27 protein-coding genes are annotated in these 24,473 nt (G+C 68.7%); 19 read left to right on the top strand and 8 right to left on the bottom strand.

All coding sequences use genetic code 11. The features are described 5' to 3' along the window. The first annotated feature begins 13 nt into the window (after positions 1-13). The 3 genes from NK1_RS16510 (at position 14) to hisG (ending at position 1,897) form a co-directional block, all read left to right on the top strand. Complete coding sequence (locus NK1_RS16510) at positions 14-604, top strand: GNAT family N-acetyltransferase (RefSeq protein WP_245660584.1); 591 nt, start codon at positions 14-16, stop codon at positions 602-604. 84 nt (positions 605-688) lie between these two features. After that, the gene (locus tag NK1_RS16505) at positions 689-952 is read left to right on the top strand and encodes a phosphoribosyl-ATP diphosphatase (RefSeq protein ID WP_030518144.1); all 264 of its coding nucleotides are present in this window, start codon (positions 689-691) and stop codon (positions 950-952) included. 93 nt (positions 953-1,045) lie between these two features. Continuing rightward, positions 1,046-1,897, top strand: a complete 852-nt coding sequence (hisG, locus tag NK1_RS16500; protein ID WP_063009622.1) for an ATP phosphoribosyltransferase — start codon at positions 1,046-1,048, stop codon at positions 1,895-1,897. Positions 1,898-1,918: 21 nt separating this feature from the next. On the opposite strand, the gene NK1_RS16495 is transcribed toward hisG, so the two are convergent. Next, complete coding sequence (locus NK1_RS16495) at positions 1,919-2,782, bottom strand: RecB family exonuclease (RefSeq protein ID WP_063009620.1); 864 nt, start codon at positions 2,780-2,782, stop codon at positions 1,919-1,921. A gap of 83 nt (positions 2,783-2,865) precedes the next feature. On the opposite strand from NK1_RS16495, the gene NK1_RS16490 reads away from it, so the two are divergent. Further along, entirely contained in the window at positions 2,866-3,699 is an 834-nt protein-coding gene (locus NK1_RS16490; RefSeq protein ID WP_036501807.1) for a tRNA (adenine-N1)-methyltransferase, read from the top strand. Between the two features lie 118 nt (positions 3,700-3,817). Here NK1_RS16490 and NK1_RS16485 read toward each other — a convergent pair whose 3' ends face one another. Then, entirely contained in the window at positions 3,818-4,306 is a 489-nt protein-coding gene (locus tag NK1_RS16485) for a WKL family lipoprotein (protein ID WP_063009618.1), read from the bottom strand. 281 nt (positions 4,307-4,587) lie between these two features. Here NK1_RS16485 and arc point away from each other — a divergent pair, with 281 nt between their 5' ends. Continuing rightward, positions 4,588-6,348: a proteasome ATPase gene (gene arc, locus NK1_RS16480; protein WP_063009616.1), complete on the top strand. Its 1,761-nt coding sequence runs from the start codon at positions 4,588-4,590 to the stop codon at positions 6,346-6,348. Positions 6,349-6,411: 63 nt separating this feature from the next. Here arc and NK1_RS16475 read toward each other — a convergent pair whose 3' ends face one another. Beyond that, on the bottom strand, positions 6,412-7,143 hold the full coding sequence (locus tag NK1_RS16475) for a peptidylprolyl isomerase (RefSeq protein WP_439955943.1): 732 nt from the start codon (positions 7,141-7,143) through the stop codon (positions 6,412-6,414). An 82-nt stretch (positions 7,144-7,225) separates the two neighbouring features. On the opposite strand from NK1_RS16475, the gene NK1_RS16470 reads away from it, so the two are divergent. Next, on the top strand, positions 7,226-7,945 hold the full coding sequence (locus tag NK1_RS16470; RefSeq protein ID WP_245660582.1) for a TIGR00266 family protein: 720 nt from the start codon (positions 7,226-7,228) through the stop codon (positions 7,943-7,945). Here the strand turns inward: NK1_RS16470 and NK1_RS16465 are convergent. After that, positions 7,942-8,469 (bottom strand): NUDIX hydrolase, encoded by a 528-nt coding sequence (locus NK1_RS16465; protein WP_063009612.1) that lies wholly within the window; start codon positions 8,467-8,469, stop codon positions 7,942-7,944. The two genes, NK1_RS16470 and NK1_RS16465, sit on opposite strands and share 4 nt — an antisense overlap. Before the next feature lie 106 nt (positions 8,470-8,575). Here NK1_RS16465 and NK1_RS16460 point away from each other — a divergent pair, with 106 nt between their 5' ends. The 4 genes from NK1_RS16460 (at position 8,576) to NK1_RS16445 (ending at position 12,530) form a co-directional block, all read left to right on the top strand. Then, positions 8,576-9,325 carry a LamB/YcsF family protein gene (locus NK1_RS16460; RefSeq protein WP_157104307.1) on the top strand — a complete coding sequence of 250 codons (750 nt, stop codon included), beginning with the start codon at positions 8,576-8,578 and terminating at the stop codon, positions 9,323-9,325. Continuing rightward, positions 9,322-9,954 carry a 5-oxoprolinase subunit B family protein gene (locus NK1_RS16455; RefSeq protein ID WP_063009610.1) on the top strand — a complete coding sequence of 211 codons (633 nt, stop codon included), beginning with the start codon at positions 9,322-9,324 and terminating at the stop codon, positions 9,952-9,954. Before NK1_RS16460 ends, NK1_RS16455 begins: the two co-directional genes overlap by 4 nt. Before the next feature lie 17 nt (positions 9,955-9,971). Beyond that, complete coding sequence (locus tag NK1_RS16450) at positions 9,972-10,832, top strand: 5-oxoprolinase subunit C family protein (protein WP_063009608.1); 861 nt, start codon at positions 9,972-9,974, stop codon at positions 10,830-10,832. Between the two features lie 126 nt (positions 10,833-10,958). Next, positions 10,959-12,530, top strand: a complete 1,572-nt coding sequence (locus NK1_RS16445) for an ArnT family glycosyltransferase (protein ID WP_245660580.1) — start codon at positions 10,959-10,961, stop codon at positions 12,528-12,530. Positions 12,531-12,545: 15 nt separating this feature from the next. Here NK1_RS16445 and NK1_RS16440 read toward each other — a convergent pair whose 3' ends face one another. Next, the gene (locus NK1_RS16440; protein WP_063009606.1) at positions 12,546-14,147 is read right to left on the bottom strand and encodes an FAD-dependent monooxygenase; all 1,602 of its coding nucleotides are present in this window, start codon (positions 14,145-14,147) and stop codon (positions 12,546-12,548) included. Between the two features lie 52 nt (positions 14,148-14,199). Beyond that, positions 14,200-14,640, bottom strand: coding sequence for an acyl-CoA-like ligand-binding transcription factor (locus NK1_RS16435; RefSeq protein WP_063009604.1), 441 nt, complete (start codon positions 14,638-14,640; stop codon positions 14,200-14,202). A 46-nt stretch (positions 14,641-14,686) separates the two neighbouring features. Here NK1_RS16435 and NK1_RS16430 point away from each other — a divergent pair, with 46 nt between their 5' ends. Both NK1_RS16430 and NK1_RS16425 read left to right on the top strand, forming a co-directional pair. Continuing rightward, positions 14,687-15,055 (top strand): arsenate reductase family protein, encoded by a 369-nt coding sequence (locus NK1_RS16430; RefSeq protein ID WP_063009602.1) that lies wholly within the window; start codon positions 14,687-14,689, stop codon positions 15,053-15,055. A 118-nt stretch (positions 15,056-15,173) separates the two neighbouring features. Further along, positions 15,174-15,548, top strand: coding sequence for a nuclear transport factor 2 family protein (locus NK1_RS16425; protein ID WP_063009600.1), 375 nt, complete (start codon positions 15,174-15,176; stop codon positions 15,546-15,548). Here NK1_RS16425 and NK1_RS33795 read toward each other — a convergent pair. Together NK1_RS33795 and NK1_RS16415 are read right to left on the bottom strand one after the other, a co-directional pair. Next, positions 15,430-16,449, bottom strand: coding sequence for a DUF4873 domain-containing protein (locus NK1_RS33795; protein ID WP_245660578.1), 1,020 nt, complete (start codon positions 16,447-16,449; stop codon positions 15,430-15,432). The two genes, NK1_RS16425 and NK1_RS33795, sit on opposite strands and share 119 nt — an antisense overlap. Next, entirely contained in the window at positions 16,446-17,345 is a 900-nt protein-coding gene (locus NK1_RS16415; RefSeq protein WP_063009597.1) for an AurF N-oxygenase family protein, read from the bottom strand. Before NK1_RS16415 ends, NK1_RS33795 begins: the two co-directional genes overlap by 4 nt. Positions 17,346-17,444: 99 nt before the next feature. Here NK1_RS16415 and NK1_RS16410 point away from each other — a divergent pair, with 99 nt between their 5' ends. The 7 genes from NK1_RS16410 (at position 17,445) to NK1_RS16380 (ending at position 24,471) form a co-directional block, all read left to right on the top strand. Beyond that, on the top strand, positions 17,445-18,200 hold the full coding sequence (locus tag NK1_RS16410) for a TetR/AcrR family transcriptional regulator (RefSeq protein ID WP_051042602.1): 756 nt from the start codon (positions 17,445-17,447) through the stop codon (positions 18,198-18,200). A gap of 82 nt (positions 18,201-18,282) precedes the next feature. Next, positions 18,283-19,782, top strand: a complete 1,500-nt coding sequence (dop, locus tag NK1_RS16405; RefSeq protein ID WP_030518124.1) for a depupylase/deamidase Dop — start codon at positions 18,283-18,285, stop codon at positions 19,780-19,782. Between the two features lie 182 nt (positions 19,783-19,964). After that, complete coding sequence (locus tag NK1_RS16400) at positions 19,965-20,159, top strand: ubiquitin-like protein Pup (RefSeq protein WP_030518123.1); 195 nt, start codon at positions 19,965-19,967, stop codon at positions 20,157-20,159. A gap of 26 nt (positions 20,160-20,185) precedes the next feature. Continuing rightward, a complete protein-coding gene (gene prcB, locus NK1_RS16395; protein WP_063009595.1) occupies positions 20,186-21,004 on the top strand; it encodes a proteasome subunit beta in 819 nt (272 codons plus the stop codon). Next, entirely contained in the window at positions 21,001-21,783 is a 783-nt protein-coding gene (gene prcA / locus NK1_RS16390; RefSeq protein WP_063009593.1) for a proteasome subunit alpha, read from the top strand. The genes prcB and prcA overlap by 4 nt, the downstream gene beginning before the upstream one ends. Before the next feature lie 213 nt (positions 21,784-21,996). Continuing rightward, the gene (pafA, locus tag NK1_RS16385; protein ID WP_218023129.1) at positions 21,997-23,355 is read left to right on the top strand and encodes a Pup--protein ligase; all 1,359 of its coding nucleotides are present in this window, start codon (positions 21,997-21,999) and stop codon (positions 23,353-23,355) included. A 120-nt stretch (positions 23,356-23,475) separates the two neighbouring features. Next, positions 23,476-24,471 carry a helix-turn-helix transcriptional regulator gene (locus tag NK1_RS16380; protein ID WP_157104306.1) on the top strand — a complete coding sequence of 332 codons (996 nt, stop codon included), beginning with the start codon at positions 23,476-23,478 and terminating at the stop codon, positions 24,469-24,471. Positions 24,472-24,473: the final 2 nt, after the last annotated feature.

Raw genomic sequence — 24,473 nt, 5'->3', positions numbered from 1 at the left:
TAGCCTCGTTCCCGTGGTCGACTCGGTGATGCCGCAGTTCGCTTGGCGCCAGGTGACACCGGCGGATTTCGCGCTGCTGGGGCATTGGCTGGCGCAACCACATGTGCGGCGGTGGTGGCATCACGACTTCGACGCCGCCTCGGTCGAGCGTGACTTCGGCCCGACCGCGCGGGGTGAGGTGGCTGCCGAGGATCTGCTCGTCAGCGCCGACGGTGAACCCGTCGGCCTGGTGCAGCGGATCCGCTGGGCGGACTGGCCCGAGTACGTGGAGCAGATGCGGCCGATTCTCGACGTGCCCGGCGAGGCCGTGTCGCTGGACTATTTGATCGGCGAGCCGGGGCGGGTGGGCCGCGGCCTGGGGTCGGCGATGCTGCGCGCGGTCGTCGCGGCGAGTTGGGGCGACTATCCGCGCGCCGACTGCATCGTCATCCCCGTCGCGGCGGCCAACCGCGCGTCCTGGCGGGCGCTGGAAAAGGCCGGTCTGCGCCGAATCGCGGCAGGGGAGCTGCCGCCGGACAACCCGATCGACGACGGCTGGCATTACATCTATCGCATCGATCGTCCCCGCGAGGCCCCGGCGGCATCGGCGCCCTCCGAACGGTGACCGCGCGCACACCCGCGGCAACCGCGGGCCTGCGCCGATAACCGATTGCGGGACATATGCGGTCGTCTGAAAGAATGGCCTCCCGTGAAGACTTTCGAAACCCTGTTCGCCGAGCTGCAGGATCGTGCGGCCAACCGTCCGGAAGGTTCCGCAACCGTGGCGGCATTGGACGCCGGGGTCCATGCGCAGGGCAAGAAGGTGATCGAAGAGGCCGGTGAGGTGTGGATCGCCGCCGAACACGAGACCGACGAACAGCTGGCCGAAGAGATCTCCCAGCTCCTGTACTGGGTGCAGGTGCTGATGGTGGGCCGCGGTCTGCGGCTCGAGGACGTGTATCGACATCTGTGACGGGTGAGACCCGGGCCACGACGGCTACCGGGCGAAACGGTTCGACCGCTCCCTGACACATCTGTCCGCATTCCGTCCCGAAAGGACACCCTCATGCTTCGCGTCGCAGTCCCCAACAAAGGCGCCCTGTCCGAATCGGCCGTCGAGATTCTCACCGAGGCCGGTTACCGCAAACGCAGCGATTCGCGCGACCTGTCGGTGATCGACAACGCCAACCAGGTCGAATTCTTCTTCCTCCGCCCGAAGGACATCGCGATCTACGTCGGGTCGGGACGCCTCGACCTCGGCATCACCGGCCGTGATCTGGCCCTGGATTCCGGCGCCCCGGTGCAGGAGCGCCTCGGCCTCGGTTTCGGCCGCTCCACCTTCCGCTACGCCGCCCCCGCCGGGCGCGAATGGAAGGTCGAGGACCTCTACGACAAGCGGATCGCCACGAGCTACCCGAATCTGGTGTTGCGGGATCTGCAGCGCCGGGGCATCGAGGCCGAGGTGATCCGGCTCGACGGCGCGGTGGAGATCTCCATCCAGCTCGGCGTCGCCGATGCCATCGCCGACGTGGTGGGCTCGGGCCGCACCCTGCGCCAGCACGATCTGGTCGCCTTCGGCGATTCGCTGTGCGATTCCGAGGCCGTGCTGATCGAGGCCACCGGTTCCGATCACAGCGACAAGGCCCGCAACCAGCTCATCGCCCGGGTGCAGGGCGTGGTCTTCGCCCAGCAGTACCTGATGCTGGACTACGACTGCCCGAAAGATCTGCTGGACCGCGCCGCCGCGATCACGCCCGGGCTGGAGTCGCCGACCGTGTCCCCGCTGACCGATCCCGACTGGGTCGCCGTGCGCGCGCTGGTGCCACGCAATCAGGGCAACGGCGTGATGGATCAGCTCGCCGAACTCGGCGCCAAGGCGATCCTGGCCACCGATATCCGTTCCTGCCGCGCCTTCTGACGTCGACGGACGGCGCCCCGGTCACGGGTGCGGCACCGTCGCGGCGGCATCGTCCGGCCACCCCGGATACGGCGGCGGAGTACCGCCGTAGGCCGGGCACAGCGAGCGGTACTCGCAGAATTTGCAGCTCCACCCGGGCCGCGGCGGGAAATCTCCGTCGCGGCCGGCGGTGGTGATCGCCGCCCACAGGGCCGACACGATGCGCTCGAACCGGACGAGTTCGTCCGCGTCCGGCGCATAGGTCAGGATCTGCCCGTCGCGCAGGTACAGCAGCCGCAGCTGCGCCGGGGCCACTCCACGGGTGCGGTACACGATCAGGGCGTAGAACTTCAGCTGGAACAGCGCCTTCTGCTCGGCATCGGGCGCGGGAGCGCGGCCGGTCTTGTAGTCGACGACCCGCAACCGGCCGTCCGGCGCGATATCGATGCGGTCGACGTAACCGCGCAGCGGCGACCCGTCGGCCAGCCGGACCTCCACCAGCGATTCGCAGGATTCCGGGTCGAATCCGGTGGGGTTCTCGAGGTGGTAGTAGTCGCGGACCAGGCGGCTCACCTCGTCGAGAAACGGTGGGAGACCGCCTTGTTCGAGCACCACCTCGATCTCGGGGCGATCTGCCAGCAAACGGTGCCAGGCCGGCTCCACCAGCGCCGCGGCCCGCTCCGGAACGCGTTCACCACTGGGTAGCCCGTACAGCGATTCCAGGACCGCGTGCACCACCGTTCCACGGACGGCGTCGCGGCCGGGAGTTTCCGGAATGCGGTCGATCGCGCGTAATCGGTATTTGAGCGGACATTGTTTGAAATCGATTGCCCGCGAGGGCGACAACGCCGGTCCGCGGGAAACGGCCGGTAATTCGGGCGGGGTCGCCGTCGGTGGTGCGGACATACCTGGCAGGCTATCGGCGGGTACCGACACATTCCGCGGCGCGTTACCGCCGCCGGAAATGACGCACAGGAGAACGGAGATTCATGACGGCCAGACGGACCGGTCCATTCGCCACGGGGGACCGGGTGCAGCTGACCGATGCCAAGGGCAGGCAACACACCGTCGTCCTGGAGCCGGGCAAGGAGTTCCACACCCACAAGGGACCGATCCGCCACGACGAGCTGATCGGCGCCGACGAGGGCAGTGTGGTCCAATCCGCCAACGGCACACCGTATCTCGCGCTGCGGCCGCTGCTGGTCGACTACGTGCTGTCGATGCCGCGGGGTGCGGCCGTCATCTATCCCAAGGACGCCGCGCAGATCGTGCACGAGGGTGACGTGTTCCCCGGCGCGCGGGTGCTCGAGGCCGGCGCCGGATCGGGTGCGCTGACCTGCTCGCTGCTGCGCGCGGTCGGGCCGAACGGCAGTGTCCGCTCCTACGAGATCCGCGAGGACCACGCCGAGCACGCCGTCCGCAACGTCGAGCGATTCTTCGGCGAACGGCCGGACAACTGGACGCTGACCCTCGGCGACGTCGCCGACTACGACGGCGAGCAGGTCGACCGGGTGGTTCTGGACATGCTCAAACCGTGGGACGCGCTGCCGGCCGTGTCGCGCGCGCTGATCCCCGGCGGGGTCCTGATCGTCTACGTCGCCACCGTCACGCAGCTGTCGGAGGTCGTGGAGGCGCTGCGCCAGCAACAGTGCTGGACCGAGCCTCGGTCGTGGGAGTCGCTGGTGCGGCCGTGGCACGTGGTCGGCCTGGCGGTGCGGCCCGAGCACCGCATGCAGGGGCATACGGCCTTCCTGGTGAGCGCCCGGCGCCTCGCCGACGGCGTGGTGGCACCCAAACCGCAGCGGCGCCCCTCCAAGGGCTGAGCGGGCGACTGAGGCCCTCGTTTCCTCTGCTGGCTGTCCTCGGCTCGATCGGCGTCCCCGGCCGACGATGCGGCCCCGGTTCGCGCCTGGCGAAACCGGGGCCGGTGTCATGGCCCGATCAGGGCTGGCAGGGCGCCATACCCATGGCCAGGATCTGACATGCGGAGGCATCCGAGAGCTGCCAGCCGGCGGCCGAGTGCTGCCACGTCATCGGCATCGGGCCCGCCGGGCCGTGCGGCGAGGTGATGGTGACCTGGCCGGTGGCCTGGTCGCCCTCGGTCTTGATGTCGGCGACGGTGAAGGTGATGGTGCCGTAGTTGGCCAGCCCCTTGGTCATGGTGTCGATGTTGGCGGCGCGCTTATCCCCTCCGACCACCAGCTTTTCCTTCTCGGCGGTCGGCTTGGCCGGATCCACGAAACCGTTCAGGGTGGCCTGCAGTTCCTCCGCGGTGGGAGCGGGCGCGGCGGTGGCGCTCGTCGCGGCGGCCGATGCCGAGGTGGCCGTGGTGGCGCTCGTCGGCGTGGAGTCCTGGGAATTGTCGGACCCGCATGCTGTCATAGCGGTAACGGCGAGCGCGGCGAACGCGGTAGCCGTAGCAAGACGCAACCGGCGCGAACCGGAAACACCGGCGGTCCGCGTGGCGTTGCTCCCGGTGCGGGTACTGCCACCGAAGGGAGTAGCGCTGTGGCGGGTAGGAAGGAGCATCGACTAGACCTTTCGGTTCGGTCCGGCGAAATCGCTCGCCGAATGCAGGTTAGGGCAGGCTAACATGGTTGCCCGGGCCGGTAGACCGCAGCTGAGATGTGATCACGACGAAACCATGTCGGAAAGCGAGAACGGTTCGCGCCCGGTAGCGTTGATAGACCGGGACTGGGAGGAGCAGCATCATGAGCCCCATCGAGAATTCGGATTCGGCGGCCTGGAGAGAACTCGAGGTGGTACGCGCCGAGGCGGCTGCACTCCGTAGGCAACTCGCCGACTCGCCGGATCGTTCAAGGGAATTGGAAGCTCGTATCGATTCGCTGACGATTCGCAACACCAAACTGATGGACACCCTCAAGGAGGCTCGTCAGCAGTTGGTGGCGCTGCGTGAGGAGGTCGATCGGCTGGGCCAGCCGCCCAGCGGCTACGGCGTGCTGATCGGTGTGTACGAGGATCAGACGGTCGACGTGTTCACTTCCGGACGCAAGATGCGCCTGACGTGCTCGCCGAACATCGACACCTCGGAACTGCACTACGGACAGACCGTGCGCCTGAACGAGGCGCTCACGGTCGTCGAGGCCGGCACCTTCGACCGGACCGGTGAGATCGGCACCCTGCGCGAGGTCCTCGACGACGGCCGCCGCGCCCTGGTCGTGGGCCACGCCGACGAAGAACGCGTGGTCTGGCTGTCGGGCCCGCTGTCGGCACTGGTCGACGCGGACGACGTCGAAGATCCCAACGCGCCCGTGCGGCGGTTGCGCCCGGGTGATTCGCTGCTCGTCGACACCAAGGCCGGATTCGCCTTCGAGCGCATCCCCAAGGCCGAGGTCGAGGATCTGGTGCTCGAAGAGGTGCCCGATGTCGGTTACGAGGACATCGGTGGCCTGGGCCGTCAGATCGAGCAGATCCGCGACGCGGTGGAGCTGCCGTTCCTGCACAAGGACCTGTTCCGTGAATACGCGCTGCGCCCGCCCAAGGGTGTGCTGCTCTACGGTCCGCCCGGCTGCGGTAAGACGCTGATCGCCAAGGCGGTCGCCAACTCGCTGGCGAAGAAGATCGCCGAGGCGCGCGGTGAGGACGCCAAGGAGGCCAAGTCCTTCTTCCTCAACATCAAGGGTCCCGAGCTGCTGAACAAGTTCGTGGGCGAGACCGAGCGCCACATCCGGATCATCTTCCAGCGGGCTCGGGAGAAGGCCTCCGAAGGCACCCCGGTGATCGTGTTCTTCGACGAGATGGACTCGATCTTCCGCACCCGCGGTTCGGGCGTGTCCTCGGATGTGGAGACCACGGTCGTGCCACAGCTGCTGTCGGAGATCGACGGTGTGGAGGGCCTGGAGAACGTCATCGTGATCGGTGCGTCCAACCGCGAGGACATGATCGACCCCGCGATCCTGCGGCCCGGCCGCCTGGACGTGAAGATCAAGATCGAGCGTCCGGATGCCGAAGCGGCACAGGACATCTTCTCCAAGTACCTCACCGAGCAGCTGCCGCTGCACGCGGACGACATCGCCGAGTTCGCCGGCGATCGTTCCAAGTGCGTCCAGGCGATGATCGAGCGGGTCGTGGACCGGATGTACGCCGAGAGCGAGGACAACCGGTTCCTCGAGGTCACCTACGCCAACGGTGACAAGGAGGTCCTGTACTTCAAGGACTTCAACTCCGGCGCCATGATCCAGAACATCGTGGACCGTTCCAAGAAGTACGCGATCAAGTCCGTGCTGGAGACCGGTAATCCCGGTCTGCGCATCCAGCACCTGTTCGATTCGATTGTCGACGAGTTCTCCGAGAACGAGGACCTGCCCAACACCACCAATCCTGATGACTGGGCACGTATTTCGGGTAAGAAGGGCGAACGGATCGTCTACATCCGGACGCTGGTTACCGGTAAGAACGCTTCGGCGAGCCGGGCGATCGATACCGAATCCAATACGGGTCAGTACCTCTAGGAGTACCGCACACACACGAAGGCCGCGCCCGCATCGCGAGCGCGGCCTTCGCCGTATCCGGTGTCAGCGCCGGGCAGTGGCCACCGAGTCGAGCACAATATCGGTGGCCGGTGCGCCGTCGCCGGATCCGTCCTTCACGCCGCCCGCGGCGATGTTCTGCAACACGTCCATACCGCCGGTGATCCGGCCGAACGGGGTGTAGTTGGGCGGCAGTTTGCTGTCGGAGTAGACCAGGAAGAACTGGCTTCCGTTGGTGTTGGGGCCGGAGTTGGCCATCGCGACCGTTCCCGCCGGGTAGGTCGCACCGGCGAGGTTCTCGTCGCCGAACCGGTAGCCGGGACCGCCGGTGCCGGTGCCGGTCGGGTCACCGCACTGCAGCACGAAGATGCCCTCGGTGGTCAGGCGGTGGCAGCGGGTGTGGTCGAAGTACTGCTCGCCGGCGAGGAAGGCGAACGAGTTGACCGTATGCGTCGCGCGCGCGGAGTCGAGGGCGACGGTGATGGTTCCGCAGTTCGTTTCCAGCGTCGCGGTGTAACCGGCGTTGGGGTCGATGGTGACCGCGGGTTCGGCCGGCCACTGCTTGCCGTTGGGCTGGGCGTCGCCGGGGGTCATGCAGCCGGGAGCCTGGGTGTGCAGTGGCAGCGGGGCAGCCACCGCAGTCGTGCCGCCGGCCAGCAGCGCGATCGCCGCACCCGCCGCCGCCAGGCCGCTGCGCACCGGCAATCTGCGCGATCTGCGGTCGCGTCGGGCGGAGTGGTCGAGATCGGACTGCGAGTGTGGGAAATCGATATGCACCGGGGCGGGCCTCCGACATTCGTCTCGTGATTCGGTTCGGTCGCCCGGCATCATCGCATGCCCGCTCGCCAGGTGCGGGTGAATGGGACATCCCGCCCCCGCCGCTGCTAACGTCGCGGCCATGCAGGTGGTGTTGCGGCATAATCCGTCGTCCACGGTGGCACGGTGTTTTCTCGCCGGTGGGGAGCCGTTGCGCGCGGAAACCGGTGCGATGGTGGCTCATTCGGCCGGCGTGAGCCTGGCCGCGAAGGCCGAGGGCGGATTCCTGGCGGGGCTGAAGCGTTCCGTGCTCGCCGGTGAGTCGTTCTTCGTGTCCACGTTCACCGCGCCGCCGCAGGGCGGCTGGGTCGATGTCGCGCCGGCGCTGCCCGGTGACATGCTGGCGCTGCCGATCGCGCCGGACCGCCCGTACTTCATCAGCCGCGGTGGTTGGATCGCCAATTCCCATGGCGTGCAGGTGGAAGCGAAATGGGGCGGTTTCGCGAACCTGTTCGGCGGTGAGGGCGGGTTCGGCCTGCGCGCCCAGGGGCAGGGCGAGGTCGTGGTCGGCGTCTTCGGCGCCATCGATGTGATCGATCTGCAGCCGGGTGAGTCGGTGACCATCGACTGCGGCCACGTGGTGGCCTACGACCTCGCGCTGAAATTCGGTATCCGCCGGGCGGTTTCGGGTCGTTCACTGCAATCGATCACGTCGGGCGAGGGGCTGGTGTTCGACTTCACCGGTCCGGGCCGGGTGCTGCTGCAGACCCGCAACCCGGGCGCGTTCGCGGCCTGGGCCGGCGCGGTCACCTCATCCGGTTAGGGCCGATTCCGCGGGTGCAGCAGGTCGCCGATCAGGACTCGGGTGTCGGGCACGAACGGCCAGCCCGGATCGCTCAGATGCTCCCACAGCTGGGTGTCGGTCCACCACCAGCCCGCGGCGATCTCCTCGGCCTGCACGGTGATCGGCCCGTCGGAGCGGATCTCGTAGGCGAACAGGTGACACCGCATCGGGCGGCCCGCCCAGCTGCCGTCCCAGGACGCTTTGGCCAGCGGCCGTGGGTCCGCCGGGGCCGCAACGATTCCCAGCTCCTCGCCGAGCTCGCGCGCCGCCGCGGCGGCGGGATCCTCGCCGGGGGCCAGCACACCGCCGGCCAGGCAGTCGTGCATTCCGGCGAACACCATCTTCGTATCGGTACGCCGATGGACGTAGATGCGCCGCCCGTCCAGCGATCGCACCAGCACGCCGGCGCTGGCATGCCACAATCCTTCGGCATACACCTCGGCGCGTTCGGCACTGCCGGTCTCGTTGCCGTGGCCGTCATAGACGGCGATGACCTCACCCATTCCCGCCACCCTAGGCGGTGGGCGGGGGAGAATGCGCCCACGGTGGCGTATCGGCGGCGGGCGCGGACGATGGTGGTAGGACAACGGCGAGGCGAGGTGATACTCCGTGGTGATCGATCTGAACAGCGATCTCGGGGAGGGGTTCGGTGCGTACACGATGGGCGACGACGAGGCGCTCCTCGACGTCGTGACCAGCGCGAATATCGCCTGTGGCTTCCACGGCGGGGATCCGGTGATCATGCGTCGCACGTGTGACCTGGCGGTCGCGCACGGAGTGCGGATCGGCGCGCACATCTCCTATCGCGACCTCGCCGGATTCGGCCGCCGCGAGATGGCGGTGGCCCCGGACGAGCTGACCGCCGAGTCGATCTATCAGATCGGCGCACTCGACGGCTTCGCCCGGGCGGCCGGCGATCGGGTGCGCTATGTGAAACCCCATGGTGCGCTGTATCACTCGGCGGCGTCCGATCCCGCCGCGGCCGAGGCGGTGGTGGCGGCGCTGGTCACCTTCGGCGAGTTGAGCCTGCTCGGGCCCGCCGATTCGGAGCTTGCTCGCGCGGCGGAGGCGGCCGGAATCCCGTTCTACGCGGAGGGTTTCGCCGACCGCGCCTACACCCCCGAGGGCAGGCTGGTGCCGCGCGGGCGCGCCGGTGCGGTGCTGGCCGCGGAAGCGGCGCTGGGGCAGGCGGTGTCGATCGCCGTGGACGGACATGCCTATACGGTTACCGGCGACTCGGTACCGGTCGTGGTGCGCAGCCTCTGCGTCCACGGGGATTCACCCGATGCCGTCCGGATGGCCCGCTCGATCCGGCAGTCGCTGCTGGACAAGGGCGTCGAACTGCGGAGCTTCACATGAGCGCGGTGACCGTGCGGCCCGCGGGCGACCGCGCGCTGCTCCTCGAACCGGCCGACGCCGCCCAGCTGCCGCTGCTGCTCGACCACCTGCGGCGCACGCCGATCGACGGGGTGGCCGACCTGCTGCCCGCCGCCCGGACCGTCCTGCTCACGCTGTATCCGGGCATCGACCCGGCGGTGATCGAATCACGCGTGTGCGCACTGGATCTCGCACCGGGCGCCGATGCCGACGACGTGGCCGAGGCGGAGACGGTGACCGTTCCGGTGTGCTACGACGGACCCGACCTCGCCGATGCCGCCGAACATCTCGGTGTCACGCCCGGCGAACTGGTCGAGCGGCATACCGGTGCGCAGTGGCGGTGCGCCTTCGTCGGGTTCGCGCCCGGATTCGGCTATCTGCACGCACCCGAGGCGGGACTGTCGGTGCCGCGGCGCCCGCAGGCACGCACCACGGTCCCAGCGGGCTCGGTCGCCCTGGCGGGGGGATACAGCGCCGTCTATCCACGCAGCTCGCCGGGTGGCTGGCAGCTCATCGGCCGCACCGACCTGGTGCTGTGGGATGTGGCGCGGCCGGAACCGGCCCTGCTGCGCGCGGGCACCCGGGTCCGGTTCGTGGCGGTGGATCGGTGAGGGCTCCGGCAGCGCGGATGCGGGTGCTGGAGCCGGGCGCGCTGAGCACCGTGCAGGATCTCGGGCGGCCGGGCTGGTTCCACGCCGGAGTCGGGGTCTCGGGGGCCGTGGACCGCCGGGCGCTGCGGCTGGCCAATCGCCTGGTGGGCAATGCCGAATCGGCGGCGGCCATCGAATGCGTGCTGGGCGGGCTGAGCGTGGAATTCGACGCCCCGGCGATCGTGAGCGTCACCGGCGCCCCGGTACCGATCAGCGTCGGCGTCCGGGCGGAACCCCCGGCTTCGGTGCTGTTCGTCGCGGCCGGGCAGCGGGTGCGGATCGGCATGGCCGAGGCGGGTCTGCGCTGCTATCTGGCGGTGCGCGGTGGGATCGCGGTGGAGCCGGTCCTCGGCTCGCGCAGCCGCGACACCATGGCGGGCCTGGGCCCGGAGCCGTTGCGCCGGGGCGACACCCTGCCGGTTGGTGCCCCGCCACGCGGCTGGCCGACCGTCGAGCTGGCGCCCGTCGCGCCGCTGACCCAGGGGACACTGCGGGTGCGGGCCGGGCTCGGGCCGCGCGCGGACTGGTTCCGCAATCCCGCCGATCTGTTCACCGGCGCCTGGGCGGTCTCCACCGACACCGACCGGATCGGCGTGCGACTGGACCGCCACGGGGACGCCCCGCCGCTGCGCCGGGTCGACGATGCCGAATTACCCACCGAGGGAATGGCTTTGGGGGCGATTCAGGTGCCTCCCGCTGGGCGCCCGGTGGTTCTGCTGGCCGACCGGCCGATCACCGGGGGCTATCCCGTGGTGGGCACGGTGATCGACGCCGATGTGGATCTGCTCGGTCAGGCCCGGCCCGGTCAGTTGATCGAATTCCGTTCCTGGCAGCCCTGATCCGCCGCGAGGAGGGGGCGGCATACCTCTCGAGGTGGACAGCGGATCGGTCTGCGGGGCGACTCCCCGGCCGCCGGAAACCGATACGTTCGCAGACGTTCCCGAAACCGCTCCAGGAGTGTGCCGGTGACCGATGTATACGAGTCCGACGCCGGAGCGCGCGGTGCGATCGACTCTGCTGAAGCGCGCGGTGCGACCGAATCGGCCGCGTTTGCGCCGGTAGCGTGGCCGGTGGTCGCGCCGATCGCCGCCGTCGGCGGCGCGGCGCTGCTGTTCGCGGCCTCGAAGTATGGATATTTCGGCGACGAACTCTACTTCCTCGCCGCCGGCCGCCGATTGAGCTGGGGTTACGCCGATCAGGGCCCGATGCTGCCGCTGCTGGCGCGGATCATGGACACGCTCGTCCCCGGCTCCTATCCGGCGTTGCGCATCCCCGCGGTGCTGATCACGGTCGCGGCGATCGTGCTGTGCGCCCTGATCGCCCGCGAATTGGGCGGCGACCGCGACGCGCAGGCGCTGGCCGCGCTGGCCTACGCGTGCTCGCCGTTCCTGCTGCTGCAGGGCTCGATGCTGACCACCAATACCGTCGATACCGCGCTGTGGGTGCTGATCACCTGGCTGGTGGTGCGGTGGGTGCGGACCCGCCGCGACGCCCTGCTGCTGATCGCCGGCCTCGTGACGGCGGTGGATCTCCAGGTCAAATGGCTGATTCCTTTCTTCTGGGTCGCGCTGGCCGTGAGCTGCGCGCTCTTCGGCCCGCGCGAGTTGCTGCGCCGTCCGTTGCTGTGGGCCGGTGCCGGCCTCACTGTGCTGTCGGCGGTGCCGCAGCTGATCTGGCAGCTGCGCCACGGCTGGCCGCAACTGGCGATGGGCGCCGAGATCGCCTCCGAACAGGCGATCATCGGCGGTCGCCTGCTGTTCGTGCCGATCTCGCTGATCCTGGTGGGCGTTCTCGGCGTGCCGGTCCTGCTGGGCGGGCTGTGGGCGTTGCTGCGCTGGAAACCGTTGCGGCCGTATCGTTTTCTGGGCGCCACTCTGATCGTGGTCGACCTCGTCTTCCTGATCACCGGCGGCCGGGTCTACTACCCCGCCGGGATGTACGGGGTGGTGCTGGCGGCCGGCGCCGTCGCGTCGGTGCACTGGATGCGGTCGCGGGCGGCGGTCGGTCGCCGGATCGCGGGTGTGGCGACCCTGGTGGTCGCGGTTGCGGCGGTGGCCACCATCGTGACGTCGCTGCCCTGGCGTCCGGCCGGGGCGATCGAACCACCCCGAGACGATGTCTCGGCGGCGATCGCGATCGGCACCTACGGGCAATTCGGCTGGCCGGAACTCACCGCGGCGGTGACGACGGCCTATCGCGGGCTGCCCGCCCCCCGCCGCGACCGCGCCGTCGTCGTCACCGACACCTACTGGCAGGGGAGCGCCCTCGACCACCTCGGCCGCGCGGACCTGCCGCCCATCTACAGCCCCAGCCGTGGCTTCGGGTATTTCGGCGCCCCGCCCGACAGCGCCGAGACCGCGCTGATCGTCGGTGGCGACGAGGCGGACCTGCGCGGCCGGTGCACCTCGCTCAACCCGGTCGGCAGGGTCGACACCCGGCTCGGCTTCGTCGGCAACACCCGCGATGTCACCATCTACGACTGCACCGGCCCGAAGCAGCCGTGGTCGCGGATGTGGCCGGACTGGATGCACCTGTGATGCCGGTGCGTGACCTCACCGCGCGTGGACCGGGGCCGGTGCGGAACCGAACCATCGGGTGAGCGCGCCGTGCAGACCGTCGGCATTCGCGTCGTCGGTGGCCCATGCGACGTACCCGTCGGGGCGGAGCAGAATCGCCGCCGGCATGTTCGCGGTGTCGGGTCCTGTCGCAGTGCCGACGAGTGGCCTCGGATCGGTGAGAGTGACCGTGCCGGAGACGATCTCGACACGCGAACGCCACCGTGCCGCTGCCGCGGCCGCCGCGCCCGTGCCGTCGATCAGCAGCGGCCGCGCGGTGTGCAGCAGGTCGGCGATCCGCACACGAGTGCGATCGGTGGTGACGGTGTAATCGGGGACCAGCCGCCCGGACAGGTGATGGTCGTCGCCGACGTCGTAACGGATGTCGGACCCGGCCAGTAGCTGGGCGAGGTGGGCAGCGACCACCGGGATCCGCACCAGTTCCGCGACGAGGTCGCGCAATCCGGTGACTTCGGGCCCCGGTGCCATCAACGCGCTCTGCGCCAGGCTGTGCATCATCACTCGCTCGGCCACCGGGTAGCGTTCGCTCTCGTAGGTGTCCAGCAGTTCTGCCGGAGCCCAGCCGTTGACCTCCGCTGCCAGTTTCCAGCCCAGGTTGACCGCATCCTGCAAGCCGAGATTCAGTCCGGGGCCGCCCATCGCGGAGTGTACGTGCGCGGAGTCTCCGAGCAACAGCACCCGGCCGTCGCGATAGCGTTCCGCCAACCGGGTGTTCTGACCGACGGTGCGGCGCAACGCATGTGGGCCGGTGCCGGTCGGAGGTTCGATCGGCACCTCGGCTCCGAGTACCCGCTCGACACTCTCCCGCAGCTCCGCGAAGGTCATCGGTTGATCCTCGGCCGGAACACGGTCGGTGCCGTATTCGCTGACTCCGATGATCGGCCGACCGGGCGTCAGCTCGGCGAAGATGAACATGCCGTTGTCGACACGGTTGTGGCCGAAGTGGAACCGCCCCGCGCCGGGGATCTCGAGACCGGCCTCGGGGGTTCGCAGCCGGTCCGGGACGGTGGCATGACCGAACCGGGTTATGCGGTCGGCCACCGTGTAACCGGGGAAGTCGATCCCGACCAGCTTGCGCACGGCACTCTTGCCGCCGTCCGCGGCGACCAGATACCGGGTCTGGATGCGATAGTCGCCGTCGGGACCGTCCACGGTCGCGACCACATGGTCGCCGTGGGCTTCGAGATCGCGCAGATCGTGTCCCCAGCGCACCGTCACGCCCAGCTCCCGCGCGCGGGCGGCGAGCAGGGCCACCAGTCGCGGCTGCGGAATCGGCAAGCCGTACAGCGGGTTGTTCGCGAGTTCCGTCAGGTCCAGCGGCAGCCCACTGAACGAATAGCCCGGCAGCGGTGGTGGGATCGCGGGAGCGTCGTCACCGGCGGCGGGGCGGTACAAGCCGCGCATGTCCAAGAGCCGCACCACCTGCCCGACGAGGCCGTTGGCCTTGGGTTCGGTACTGGGGGCGGGCAGCTTCTCCAGGACGAACGCCGTGACGCCGCCGAGTGCGAGTTCGCAGGCCAGCATCAGCCCGTTCGGTCCGGCGCCGGAAATCAGGACATCACACATGTTTTCGGACATGACAAATCAGACCCCTTGTCGGATAAGCGGTTTCGAGAGGAAGAGGGAGAGTTCAGCTGGGTTCGGGCAAGCCGGCGGCGACCAGTTCCAATGCCTGCCGCGTCAGCGCGGTGATCGAGACAGGAGGGTCGTACCGGGGGTAGACCTCGATCGCCGCAACCAGTGCGCCGAGCACGGCTTCGGCGACCAGTCGTGGATAGAGCGTGCCCGGATCGGTGCCGGTGCGTTCGGCGACCGCCTCGGTGAAGGCGTCGGTGGTGGTGCGGGTCAGTGCTGCCTGCGCTTCGGGGCTGGCGACGAGCTTGCGGATCTCTGCCAGCCCGTCGCGCGGTGGGGGGTCGGCGTCGAGACCGTCGACTCGCAACGGCTCGAGCATCGCCTCGGTGATCGCGGCCCACAGTGGCTCACCGGCCGGCCGGTCCCGCAGCAGTTCGATCCCTCGGCGGGTCCGGTCGATCTGCCGGTACGCCAGCGCCTCTTGCCTTGTGGGCAAGACGGCTCGTCATTCGTGATCCGTCGAGCGCGCTAGTGTTTTCGCTATGACATCCGGACAGACCCAGATCTGGCACAATCCCCGCTGCTCCAAGAGCCGCGCGGCCAAAACCGCGCTGGACGAGGCCGGGGTGGACTACATCGAGCGGCAGTATCTCGACGACCCGCCGACCGCCGATGATCTTCGGGAGGTGCTGGCACAGCTGGGGCTGGAGCCCTGGGACATCACCCGCACCGGTGAACCGGAGGCGAAGGAACTCGGTATGGCGGGCTGGTCGCGGACCGAGGCCGATCGCGATCAATGGATCGAGACACTGGCGAGCAACCCGAAGTTGATTCAGCGTCCGATCGTGGTCACACCGGACGGCCGGGCCGTGGTCGCGCGGGACGAACAGTCGCTGAAGTCGGTGCTGTAACCCGTCACCCGGTGCGCGGCCGGAGTCCGAGTCCGGCTGCGCGGCAACCACTTCGGTGTGCGGCGGCATTACCCGACGGGTAATCGACCCGGCGCCCGCACTCCGACATGCTCGTCATATGAGCGAAAACGAAACCACCAGCACCTACGCCGCCGTCGCCCAGCGCTACATCGACACCTGGAACGAAACCGACGCCCCGGCCCGGCGCAAACTTCTCGACGAGCTGTACCGGCCCGACGCCACCTACACCGATCCGCTCGCGGCCGTCGCCGGAATCGCCGCGATCGACGAGATGATCGCCGGCGTCCGGGAACAGTTCGCCGGTATGCGATTCGGCCTCGGGCCGGTCGACGGACACCACGACCAGCTGCGGTTCACCTGGACGCTGGGGACTCCCGGCGCCGAGCCGCTGATCGTGGGCTTCGATGTGGTCGTTCTCGACGGTGATCGCATCGCCCGTGTGCACGGATTCCTGGACAAGATTCCGGGCTGACCGTCCGGGTCTCAGTGAATGCCGTTGTCCGCCAGAGGAATGGCGGCCGCCCGATTCCGGCGATCCGCAGATTCCCCCACGGGTCGCGCTCCTGCAGCCGGCCCGCGGCGGGCTCGCCGCCCGCTATCCGCAGCGACACCACACCCCGTCCGGGATCGGGCAGCAGGTCCGTCTCCGTCGCGGTGAGACGGCCGTACCAGTGGTAGTAACCGTCGATCGGGTCCGGATGTCCGTTCAGCGCGACCGTCACCGCCAGTTCGGCGCCTGGGGCGTCGAGTACCGCGGGACCGGCGTACTCGTAGGCGGGCGCCCGATCGGCGGCGACGGTCGTGTCGAAGTGACGGTGATCCGGTCGCGGCAGCCGCCCGCCGAGGCGGGGATTCGCGGCCCAGCGACGTGCCGATTCGTGCTGCACGGCACGTCGCAGCTGGATTCGGGTATCGCCGGTTCGGCACATCGCCGCGACGCAGCGCGCCGCGTATTCCGCGCGGGCGTGCACCGGAAAATGCGGCCAGTTCGCGCTCGCGGGGGAGTGCGTCCAGAACAGGTTGGGCATCTCGTGCGTCGCCGTGCCGAGATGGGCCACCCGGCCACCGGCCAGCAGGGTGTGCAGGTCGGCGCCGATCCCGGTGATGCGGCGGGGGTCGAGGTCGGCATCGGCCAAGACCACCACCGAGGCCGTGGTCGTGCCGTCGTCCGAGCGCAGCCGCCAGAGGTCGTGTACGCCGTCGAATTCCATGGCGTGCACGGCTGCTGGTGGCCGATCGGACGCGAGCGAGGTCGAGCCCAGGACGGTGACATCGCGGATTCCGTTGCGCCGCAGAGTCGCAACGACCATCGGCGCGCTGGGCCGGGCCGCGACGACGGCCACGCCGCCCGGGAGGTGCCGGACCGGCCTCATGCGAGCAACCCCCGCCGCCGCCACAGCCGCTTGCCGATCGGGCCGAGCAGGCCGTTCTCGTCCAGGAAGGCGCCGAGATCGGTGGCTCCGGCGGCGAGCATTCGATGCGCGTGCGGATTGGCCAGCGCCGCGCGCATGGCCGCGCGCCCGTCCAATCCGGCGCGAATGTACATGTGGCGGTTGGTGATCAGCCGGACGAACAGCGGAGCGGCGACCGCGACACAGATCCGCACGTAGGTCCGTTCCGCACGCGACATCGCCGGAACGCGGCGGGCGAGAGCGTCACGGGCGAAGCCGATGTGGCGCGCCTCCTCGGTGACGTGCACGCGGAACGTGCGCGCCACCACCGGCTGCAACTGCGGATCGTCGATCGTGCGGCGTTGCAGCGCGTCGAAGATCTCCTCACCCACGAGTGCTCCCACCCACACCATCGGTCCGTGCAGAAGTAGTTGCAACGACGAGATCGCCAGCCGGGCAGGGGCTTTGGGCCAGTAGGGCCGGGCGTCGATGCGGTCGATCAGCTTGCCGAACATGGTCATATGGCGGCATTCGTCGCCCATTTCGGTCAGCGTGTAGTGCGAGCGGTGCGAGGTGGGGTCGCCGTTCATCAACTCCCGCAACAACAATCGGTTGAGAAGGTTCTCGAACCAGATCCCCACCGACAGGATGTTGGCGAGTTCCTGCCGCGACAGCTCGCGCCGCTGCTCGGGTGACATCGCGTCCCACAGGTCGGTGCCGTAGAGGGAGATCACCTCCGGCGGCAGGAAGAACTTGTCCGGATCCAGCGGGGCGTCCCAGTCCAGATCGACCACCGGATCGTAGGACTTGCGGACCGAACCGAGCAGCAGACGCTGCGCGAAGGTATCCCGCGGGAGCAGGGTGGCGTCGTTGCCCATTGCTGCGCTCCAAACGAATCGAATTACCGAGACAGGCTGTAACACCAAGGTTGGTGAGACGGGGTGTATCAGTCAATACCGCATGAGTATCGTTGACATGTGAGTGAAACCGGTGGACAACGGCCCCCGCGGCGTGCGGAACGGTCCGCGGCGGCCGGTGTGGACGGTCGCAGTACCCGCTGGAACGGGCACAAACAGCGGCGGCGTGCCGAGGTGATCGAGGCCGCGGTCGCGGTGATCGAGGAGAACGGCGCCGAGGTGTCGGTCCAGCAGATCGCCGACCGGCTCGGCCTGCCGCGTCCGGTGGTGTACCGCCATTTCGACGGGCGGACCGATCTGGACGAGCAGATTCGCGGCCGCATCCTGGAATCGCTGCTGACCCAACTACTTCCGACGCTACGGGCGGACGGAACCGTCAAGGATGCGGTGCGCGGCGCGGTCGGCACCTACGTCGGCTGGGTGGACTCGCATCCGCAACTGCACCGATTCCTTGCGGCGAGTGCCCCGCAAGGGGATTCGTCGCTCGCGCTGGCCGGGGCGCGCGACCGCATCGGCGCCCGGCTCGCGGATCTGTTCGCCACCGCCGCCGCGCGCGTCGGTATCGATCCCGTGCGGGCCCGGCCGATGGCCTTCGGGATCGTCGGCTTCGTCGACGGGGTGGTCAACAGCTGGCGCGCCGACACCGCCTCGGCGCTGGGGTCGGAGCAGATCGAGGCGATCGTGACCGAATCGGTGCTCGGGCTGCTGGAGAGCAATGCACGCAGTCTGGGGGTGCCGCTGGACCGCGACGCCACCGTCGCCGACCTGGTGGCACGGTCCGAGGCAGCGGCCCCGGACCCGCTGGCGGTCAACTGAATTCGCGACACCGCGCGGCGCGGTGACCGGCCACCGCACCCGGGCGGCCCCGGGGATCGAACGCGTCGCCTAGGCTCGACCCATGCAGCGCATCATCGGAATCGAGGTCGAGTACGGCATCTCGACACCGACGGAACCCTCGGCGAACCCGATTCTCACGTCCACCCAGGCGGTGCTGGCCTACGCGGCGGCCGAGGGCGTACCCCGGGCCAAGCGCACCCGCTGGGACTACGAGGTGGAGTCGCCGCTGCGCGATGCCCGCGGCTTCGACCTGGGCCGGCTCAACGGGCCGGCGCCGGTGATCGACGCCGACGAGGTCGGCGCGGCGAACATGATTCTCACCAACGGCGCCCGCCTCTACGTCGACCACGCGCACCCCGAATATTCGGCGCCCGAGGTCGTGGACCCGCTGGACGCGGTGATCTGGGACAAGGCGGGTGAGCGGGTCATGGAGGCGGCCGCGCGCTACGCCTCCAGCGTGCCGGGTGCGCCGCGCATGCAGCTCTACAAGAACAACGTCGACGGTAAGGGCGCCTCCTACGGCACCCACGAGAACTATCTGATGAACCGCGATACGCCGTTCAACCAGATCATCGTCGGCCTGACGCCGTTCTTCGTCTCCCGCCAGGTCGTCACCGGATCGGGCCGCGTCGGCATCGGGCAGTCCGGCGACCACGCCGGATTCCAGCTGTCGCAGCGCTCGGACTACATCGAGGTCGAGGTGGGCCTCGAGACCACCCTCAAACGCGGCATCATCAACACCCGCGACGAACCGCACGCCGACGCCGACAAGTACCGGCGGCTGCACGTGATCATCGGCGACGCGAACCTGGCGGAATGGTCGACCTACCTCAAGGTCGGCACCACCGCGCTGGTACTGGATCTGATCGAGGCCGGCGAGGATCTGTCGGATCTGCAGCTGGCGCGTCCGGTCACCGCCGTGCACACCATCAGCCACGATCCCAGCCTGCGCGCCACCGTCGCGCTGGTCGACGGCCGGGAACTGACCGGCCTTGCGCTGCAACGCATCTACCTCGACCGGGTGGAGAAGTTCCACGACCGCGAGGGCACCGACGACGCCCGCGTCACCGACGTGCTGGAGAAGTGGGCGCATGTACTCGATCTGCTCGAACGCGACCCGATGGACTGCGCGCACCTGCTCGACTGGCCGGCCAAACTGCGCCTGCTCGAGGGTATGCGCAGCCGCGAGGGCCTGGGCTGGGCGGCGCCGAAACTGCATCTGATGGATCTGCAGTATTCCGATGTGCGCCTGGACAAGGGCCTCTACAACCGCTTGGTGGCCCGCGGTTCGATGGAGCGGCTGGTCTCCGAACAGCAGGTCACCGACGCGATGACCAACCCGCCGACCGATACCCGTGCCTACTTCCGGGGCGAGTGCCTGCGCCGCTTCGGCGCCGATATCGCGGCGGCGAGCTGGGATTCGGTGATCTTCGACCTGGGCGGCGACTCGCTGGTCCGCATTCCCACCCTGGAACCGCGCCGCGGGACGAAATCCCACGTCGGCAAGTTGCTCGAGGGCGCGGGAACGGCCGCCGAACTGGTCAAGCAGCTCACCTCCTGACGGGGTGGCCGGGCCGCCGGCGGCGTGCGCGTGCCGGGGTGGCACGGCGTGCTGTGACGTTGCGGCGGGGGCACATTGCGATGTAATCCGGCATGTTGTCACCGTCGCTGGGTAGTGTTGAGGGACGAGCATCGGAGGTTTCCGATGCTCGCCGATGATCAGTACAGAGGAGGTCGGCTGCTATGGCACAAGAGCAGACCAAGCGCGCCGGTGGTGGCGACGAGGACGACGACGCGGCCGGTGTCGAGGCCGCGGGACAGGAGCGCCGCGAAAAGCTGGCCGAGGAGACCGACGACCTGCTCGACGAGATCGACGACGTGCTCGAGGAGAACGCGGAGGACTTCGTGCGTGCCTACGTCCAGAAAGGCGGCCAGTGACATCAGGTGACCCCTTGCGGCTCCACATGGGGTACGCCCTCTCGTCATTCTCCGAATATCTGCGGGAAAACGCGCCGGAACTGTTGCCGGGCAACGGTTTCGGGCGCGCTGCCGGCGGTAACGGCTCGGCCGGGGACCTGGCGCCGCACGGCACCACCATCGTCGCGGTGACCTACCGCGGCGGTGTGCTGATCGCCGGCGACCGCCGGGCCACCCAGGGCAACCTGCTGGCCAGCCGCGATATGGAGAAGGTGTACATCACCGACACCTTCTCCGCGGCCGGTATCGCCGGCACCGCGGGCGTGGCGGTCGAGATGATCCGCTTGTTCGCGGTGGAGCTGGAGTACTACGAGAAGATCGAGGGCGTGCCGCTGACCTTCGACGGTAAGGCCAACAAGCTGTCGAAGATGGTCCGCGACAATCTGCCCGCGGCACTGCAGGGCCTGGCGGTGGTGCCGATCCTGGTCGGTTACGACCTCGAGGCCACCGATCCGCAGCGGGCCGGCCGCATCGTGTCCTACGACGTGGTCGGCGGCCGTAGCGAAGAGCGCTTCGGCTACACCGCCACCGGTTCGGGCTCGATGTTCGCCAAGTCGTCGTTGAAGAAGACCTACAGCCGCGATATGGACGAGGAACGCGCCCTGCGCATCGCCGTCGAATCGCTGCTGGACGCCTCCGACGACGACACCGCCACCGGTGGCCCGGATCTGCAGCGCGGTATCTTCCCGACGGCGATCGTCATCAATGCCGAAGGGGCGCTGGAGGTTTCGGACGAGCGGCTCGAGCGGATCGCGCGCTCGATCGTCGACGAGCGGGTGGCCGAAGAAGGGAGTGCGCGTCCATGACACTGCCGTACTACGCGTCGGCCGAACAGATCATGCGCGACAAGACCGAACTTGCGCGCAAAGGCATCGCCCGGGGACGCAGTGTCGTGGTGCTGGTGTACGACAAGGGTGTGCTGTTCGTCGCCGAGAATCCCTCGGCGACGCTGCACAAGGTGAGCGAGCTCTACGACCGCATCGGATTCGCCGCGGTCGGCAAGTACAACGAGTTCGAAAGCCTGCGTCGTGGTGGGATCCTGCAGGCCGACCTGCGTGGATACCAGTACGACCGGCGGGATGTGACCGGGCGGGCGCTGGCGAACATGTACGCCTCCACCCTGGGCACGATCTTCACCGACCAGCTCAAGCCCTACGAGGTCGAGATCTGCATCGGTGAGGTCGGCTATCCGGAGCAGGCGTCGAATTCGGTCCTGTACCGGATCAACTTCGACGGCTCCATCGTCGACGAGCGCGACTTCGTGGTGATGGGCGGCAACACCGACCCGATCAGCACCGCGCTCAAGGACACCTTCCAGCCTGGCCTGGAATTGCGGGCCGCGATCCGCACCGCCGTGGACGCCCTGCAGAAGGGGTCGCCGGACAACAGCGACAAGGACAAGCGCGGCATCGCGGTGTCCTCGCTGGAGGTGGCGACGCTGGAGCAGGCCCGTCCGCGCCGGGCCTTCCGCCGCATTCCGCACGCCGCACTGGAGACACTGCTCTCCGCCGACGGCGCGGCGAGTGCGGGGGAGGAGAACGCCGAGCCGGAGACCCCCTCCGCCGGAGATCCCTCCAACCCGTAACCGCTGGTAGCGGGCTCGAATCAGCCGCCCGGCCCCATCCTGTGATCGTGCGGATGGGGCCGGGCGGCTGTCGTCTGCGGGGAGTACCCGCCCCACGAACGAGGTGCTGCCGGCGGCGTCGCGGCCGGTAGAGCCCATATTGTTGTGAACCCGTATGCAACCGCTTGCTCGCACAGCCACTTTCGCCGTTCGCTTTGCCGTAATGTCGATGGTGTGCAGCGACGAATTATGGGGATCGAGACCGAGTTCGGGGTGACGTGCACGTTCCACGGTCACCGTCGGTTGAGTCCTGACGAGGTGGCCCGGTATCTGTTCCGCCGGGTGGTGTCCTGGGGCCGTAGTTCGAACGTATTTCTCCGCAACGGAGCGCGGCTCTATCTCGATGTCGGTTCCCATCCGGAGTATGCGACGGCCGAATGTGACTCGCTGGTGCAGCTGGTCACCCACGATCGCGCGGGTGAGCGGGTGCTCGAGGAGTTGCTGATCGATGCCGAGCAGCGCTTGGCCGAGGAGGGGATCGGCGGTGACATCTATCTGTTCAAGAACAACACCGATTCGGCGGGCAACTCCTACGGCTGCCACGAGAACTTCCTCGTGGTGCGGGCCGGCGAGTTCTCCCGGATCTCGGATGTGCTGTTGCCGTTCCTGGTGACCAGGCAGCTGATCTGCGGTGCCGGAAAGATCCTGCAGACGCCGAAGGCGGCCACGTTCTGCCTGTCGCAGCGGGCCGAGCACATCTGGGAAGGGGTGTCGTCGGCGACCACGCGGTCGCGGCCGATCATCAACACCCGCGACGAGCCGCATGCCGATGCGGAGAAGTACCGCCGCCTGCATGTGATCGTCGGCGACTCGAATATGGCCGAATCCACCACCATGCTGAAGGTGGGCACCGCGGCGCTGGTGCTGGAGATGATCGAGGCCGGGGTGTCGTTCCGCGATTTCGCGCTCGACAACCCGATCCGCGCGATTCGCGAGGTCAGCCACGATCTGACCGGCCGGCGACCGGTGCGGCTGGCGGGCGGCCGGCAGGCCAGCGCGCTCGATATCCAGCGCGAGTACTACGCCCGCGCAGTCGAGCATCTGCGCAATCGCGAACGCGATCCGCAGGTGGACGCCGTGGTGGATCTGTGGGGCCGCACGCTCGACGCGGTCGAGGCGCAGGACTTCGCGAAGGTCGACACCGAGATCGACTGGGTGATCAAGCGCAAGCTGTTCCAGCGCTACCAGGATCGGTACTCGATGGAGTTGTCGGATCCGAAGATCGCCCAGCTGGATCTGGCCTATCACGACATCAAGCGCGGTCGTGGAGTGTTCGATCTGCTGCAGCGCAAGGGTCTGGTCAAGCGGATCACCGAGGACGAGGCGGTCGATGCCGCGGTGACGACTCCGCCGCAGACGACGCGGGCCAAACTGCGCGGTGATTTCATCACCGCCGCGCAGGAGGCGGGCCGCGATTTCACCGTCGACTGGGTGCACCTGAAGCTGAACGATCAGGCGCAGCGCACGGTCTTGTGCAAGGACCCGTTCCGGTCCGTGGACGAGCGCGTGGATCGGTTGATCGCCTCGATGTGAGGGCCGACGGCCTCGCGGCGGTTCGCGGGGCCGGTCGATCCGGCTGCCGGCAGCGATATCCCGGCGCGGATCGGTGCGGTGGTGCACCGTCGTTCCGGGAGTCCGATTACTCTGTGTCGGGTGGCGATTTCCAAGGTCGAGCGGCTGATGAATCTGGTGATCGCGCTGCTGTCGACCCGGCAGTTCCTGACCGCGGAGCGCATTCGCGACAGCGTTGCCGGCTACGAGGAGTCGGCCAGCGACGAGGCGTTCAGCCGGATGTTCGAGCGCGACAAGAACGAACTGCGGGATCTGGGGATCCCGCTCGAGGTCGGCCCGGTGGGCCGATTCTCGGGGCAGGAGGGCTATCGCATCAATCGCGATGCCTACGAATTGCCCGATATCGACTTGACCAGCGCGGAAGCGGCGGCGGTCGCGGTGGCGGTGCAATTGTGGGAGTCCCCCGAGCTGGCCAGCGCCGCGGAGAGCGCGGTGCTCAAGTTGCGGGCCGCCGGCGTGCACGTCGACGCGGACGCGGCCTCGGCGTCGGTACCCGCGGTTCCGGCACGCACCCGGGGCTCGGAGGCGGCGCTGGGCAAACTGCTGGCGGCCATCGATGCGGGGCGGGCGGTGCGATTCGAACATCGCGTCACCCACAACGCGCCCTACGCCACACGCGATGTGGAGCCCTGGGGTGTGGTGACCCGGCACGGACGGTGGTATCTGGTGGGCCACGACCGCGACCGGGACGCCGTGCGGACCTTCCGGTTGTCGCGGATCGGGGCCGACGTGGAGGTCTACGGTCCCGAGAATGTGGTGCACAAACCGGCGGATGTGGATCTGCGTCAGATCGTGGCGCGGGTGACGGGTGCGGCGCCGGTGACCGGATCGGCGACGGTGTGGGTGGCGCAGGAGCGCGGGCAGGAGATTCGCCGGCTGGGCGTGGTGATCGCCGAGGAGACGGTCGCCGGTCGTCCGGGTTCGGTGGTGGAGGTGCCGGTGCGGTCGCGGGACTGGCTGGCGCGGCTGATCACCGGGCTCGGCCCGGATGCGCTGGTGCTGGCCCCGGAGGATCTGCGGGCCGATGTGATCGCGCGGCTGCGGTCGGTACTGGAACGGACGGAGGTGTCGGCATGAGA

The organism is Nocardia kruczakiae NBRC 101016 (assembly GCF_001612965.1).
GTDB classification, from domain to species: Bacteria; Actinomycetota; Actinomycetes; order Mycobacteriales; family Mycobacteriaceae; genus Nocardia; species Nocardia kruczakiae.
This window is presented reverse-complemented; position numbering and strand designations above follow the sequence as displayed.